Here is a 3,028-nt window from a genome sequence, read left to right as displayed (position 1 = left end):
GTGATCACGTTCCGCCGAAACCAGCGAGCAGCTTCCCGCCGAAACAGGTGATCACGTTCCCCCGAAATCGCTGATCAAGCGCCCCGAAATACGCACTCGGACAGCAATAGCTCGCTTTGCGAGCGCTATGGCATCAGCGCGAGACCGACTACAAGTCGGCGCGCGTCGAGGTAGATGTTGCCTCATTCATGCAACCAAACGCTGGTATTCCGCGCCTGGGATGACTCTGCTGGGCACCACAACATCGCGCTCGGGGTTGAGCGTGACCGTCCCAATTGGCGACCAATCTGGTGTGTGGCGTGACCAACGACGCAGATTGCGCTCACGAGCCTGAACGTCAGAATGTTGGTGTCTTGTCCGGCGTGGCGCTATGCCGGGCTCACGTAGCGGATGCCGCTGTGCCGGTGCTCATGTTGTACCAGTGCAAAGTGCGCCGCCCACGTACGCGCCGCAGTCAGATCGGCAAAGCCCTTGGACGGGAACTCCGGCCGGTACTTGGCCGTGCAGAAGAGGCTCTCCACAAAGGCGTTATCGTCCCTCACCCGTGGACGCGAATACGAAGGCTTGACGCCCAGCCAGAACAACATCGCCAGCACCGTAGTGGCCTTGAGCGTGGCGCCGTTGTCACCATGCAGCACGGGCTTGGCCGCCAAGGCGTGAATACCCTCGGCCAGCGCCGTGCGTTTGACTAGATGCGCCGCGTGGTCGGCATCGTCGCGATCGTGGACCTCGAAACCTACGATCTTGCGGCTGTAGACGTCCAGGATCAGATACAGATAAAACCAGCGCCCGGCGACCTCGGCCGGCAAATAGGCATGTCCCAGCACCACAGTTGGCGTGGCCCGGTGGCCACGTGCGTGGTGGGCGGACGGCTTTGGCGCGGCGCCTTGGCGCGTCGTCGGTGCCGGGTCTGCCCATGGGCGCGCAGCACTCGACCGAAGCTCGATTCGCTGGCCAGGCCTCTGGCTCAGCCAGCGCCTGCGTGGCGGCAGTGCGCCACTGCTCCAACTCCTGCGGATACACGCCGTTCTCACGGCACCAGGCGTTCTTGCTGGCCTCGTCCATCGCCGCCATCGCCAGCACCGCCTCAAACCTTGCCGCCGCTGTCCATGCCCGCTCGCGAGCGGGCATGGACATAGCGTCTGCACGCCAGCGCTCAAGCGTGGCCACTGCCACACCCAATTCCCTTGAAACCACTTCCACCACCGCACTCTCCAGCGGTAACAACCGTGCTACCGCCCGGTCCTTGAATGCTTGTCCGTAACGAGCCACTTCTCTCTCTTATCGCCCCAGGGTTTAGACTCTATCGGGGCGACATCTATTCTGCCGCGGGGGAAGTAGATCGAGCATTACGCCAATGAAGGCGCCCGCGGGCTCGCGGACCCACAGCCGCCGCCATGCGCAGGAGCGGATCGCGCATCCGGTCCGCGAGGCGATCCTGGAATTGGGCGGCCCGGCGGACCCGACTCCGCCTACGAAGCCATGATGCAACCAAATCTGCTGGCCTTGTATGGCCTCAAGTTCAATCCCTTCGCCCAGGACATCCCCGTCAAAGCGGTCTTCCTGAACCCCAAACTCGATGGCGCATCGAGCACGGCCTGGCACGCGAAGCGGCTTTGCCATGGTTGCTCCATGGGCTCGATTAACCACCCGCAAAGCAGCCTGTCCGACTTCTACCGGGAGCTGAGCGACATCCTTGCGGTGCCGATCGAGTCGCAGAACCGCTGGGGCGGCTTCAAGGCCCAGCGCGGACGCTGGCTGGCGCATCTGCAAGCCAGCCGCCGTCGCTGCGTGCTGCTGATCGACGAAGCCCAGGGGATGAGCGCGCCGGTGCTGTCGGAGTTGCCCTGCTGGCATCGGCGCTGCTGTGCGTTGTGCTCGCCGGCGATGCCCGCCTGCGTGAGAAATCCACCCGCGACCATCTGATCCCCCTGGACAGCCGGATCCGCGCGCGTCTGGCGATGGAACAGACATGCCGGAGCCACTTGCTCGACAGCGCCGGCAGCGCGAGCCTGATGACCGAACCGCTGCGCCAGACCCTGGGCGAACACGCCGCCGGCAACCATCGCCTCTTGATGAACCTAGCCAGCGAACTGTTGGCCCCCGCCGCGCAATGCGAACTGTCGCAGATCGACGAGAAGCTCTACCTCAAACCTATACCGCATACCAGAGCCGCCGCGGCAATCGCTGAGAATCCGATGACAGACCTGACCTTTCTTCCCCGGCTCGGACCAATGCTGCCCAAGCTAACCGACGCAGACGCCGCAGCGGTCCGGGACTATTTCCATGAACTTGTGATGCTCGTCGAATCGCACTACCTCGTGCAGATCCGGCGTCATGCCCAATCGCAACTGCAACTAGCCGAGCAAGCTCCGCCCCGAAAATCTCGGCGTGAGCAGCGGCGTTAGCAGGCCCATCAACAATCCACCCCATCGCGATCAACAGGCGTGATGGCCATCACCGCGAGCCGCCCCTGCGGCTCGCTCCGGCTCCATCATTTACCTTGACGGCTTCTCCGCCGCTCGCGCGATGGCGGTGAAGTTCGTATGTGCCAGAAGACTTGGATCTCGGCGCACGGTCATGCCACGGACATATATGGCGATGATCTTGTTATTTAACCCGGTGAAGCGCCGCTGGTGCTTGGGCATCAGGATCGGATCGAAGCAGCCGTCGCGGTCGCGCGGAATGTCGACCCGCAGCGGCCATCTTCGGTTAGCACGGTCTTGGCGCGCTTGCCATTGGGCTGCGCTGATTAGCCGACCGGCTGGCGCTGCGCGCCCGGCGGGTAGCTCAGGTGTTGACCCAGCTCGTAACCAGGGCGCGTTTGATCAGGGGCCTTCTTGAATGACATCGAGGCATCCTGAACGGCCTCCGCCATCATATGACCCTTCACGAGATGGACAAATCAGGTTCTCAGGGATATAGTCGGCAATTAAGGATGCTCTGCACAATTAGCCGGCGGATGTGCTTGCAATGAATCGTCGAGCCAGCGAGCATGTGGCGCATGAAACAAACTGACCTTGGACTG

Annotated in this window: 2 protein-coding genes and 2 pseudogenes; 2 read left to right on the top strand and 2 right to left on the bottom strand. The window is 62.8% G+C overall.

All coding sequences use genetic code 11. The features are described 5' to 3' along the window. Positions 1-186 precede the first annotated feature (186 nt). Positions 187-1,272, bottom strand: a pseudogene (locus A3AG_RS30955) (DDE-type integrase/transposase/recombinase). Positions 1,273-1,485: 213 nt separating this feature from the next. On the opposite strand from A3AG_RS30955, the gene A3AG_RS34400 reads away from it, so the two are divergent. Further along, positions 1,486-1,926, top strand: a complete 441-nt coding sequence (locus A3AG_RS34400) for an AAA family ATPase (protein ID WP_240619763.1) — start codon at positions 1,486-1,488, stop codon at positions 1,924-1,926. Further along, positions 1,875-2,408 carry a hypothetical protein gene (locus A3AG_RS34395; protein WP_012354773.1) on the top strand — a complete coding sequence of 178 codons (534 nt, stop codon included), beginning with the start codon at positions 1,875-1,877 and terminating at the stop codon, positions 2,406-2,408. The genes A3AG_RS34400 and A3AG_RS34395 overlap by 52 nt, the downstream gene beginning before the upstream one ends. A gap of 117 nt (positions 2,409-2,525) precedes the next feature. Here the strand turns inward: A3AG_RS34395 and A3AG_RS32400 are convergent. Continuing rightward, positions 2,526-2,951, bottom strand: a pseudogene (locus A3AG_RS32400) (transposase); the annotation flags it as partial. Between the last annotated feature and the right edge of the window lie 77 nt (positions 2,952-3,028).

Origin of the sequence: Cupriavidus neocaledonicus, assembly GCF_000372525.1 — a bacterium.
GTDB lineage: Bacteria > Pseudomonadota > Gammaproteobacteria > Burkholderiales > Burkholderiaceae > Cupriavidus > Cupriavidus neocaledonicus.
The sequence above is the reverse complement of the archived record's forward strand: the minus strand, read 5'-3'. Positions and strand labels throughout refer to the sequence as shown.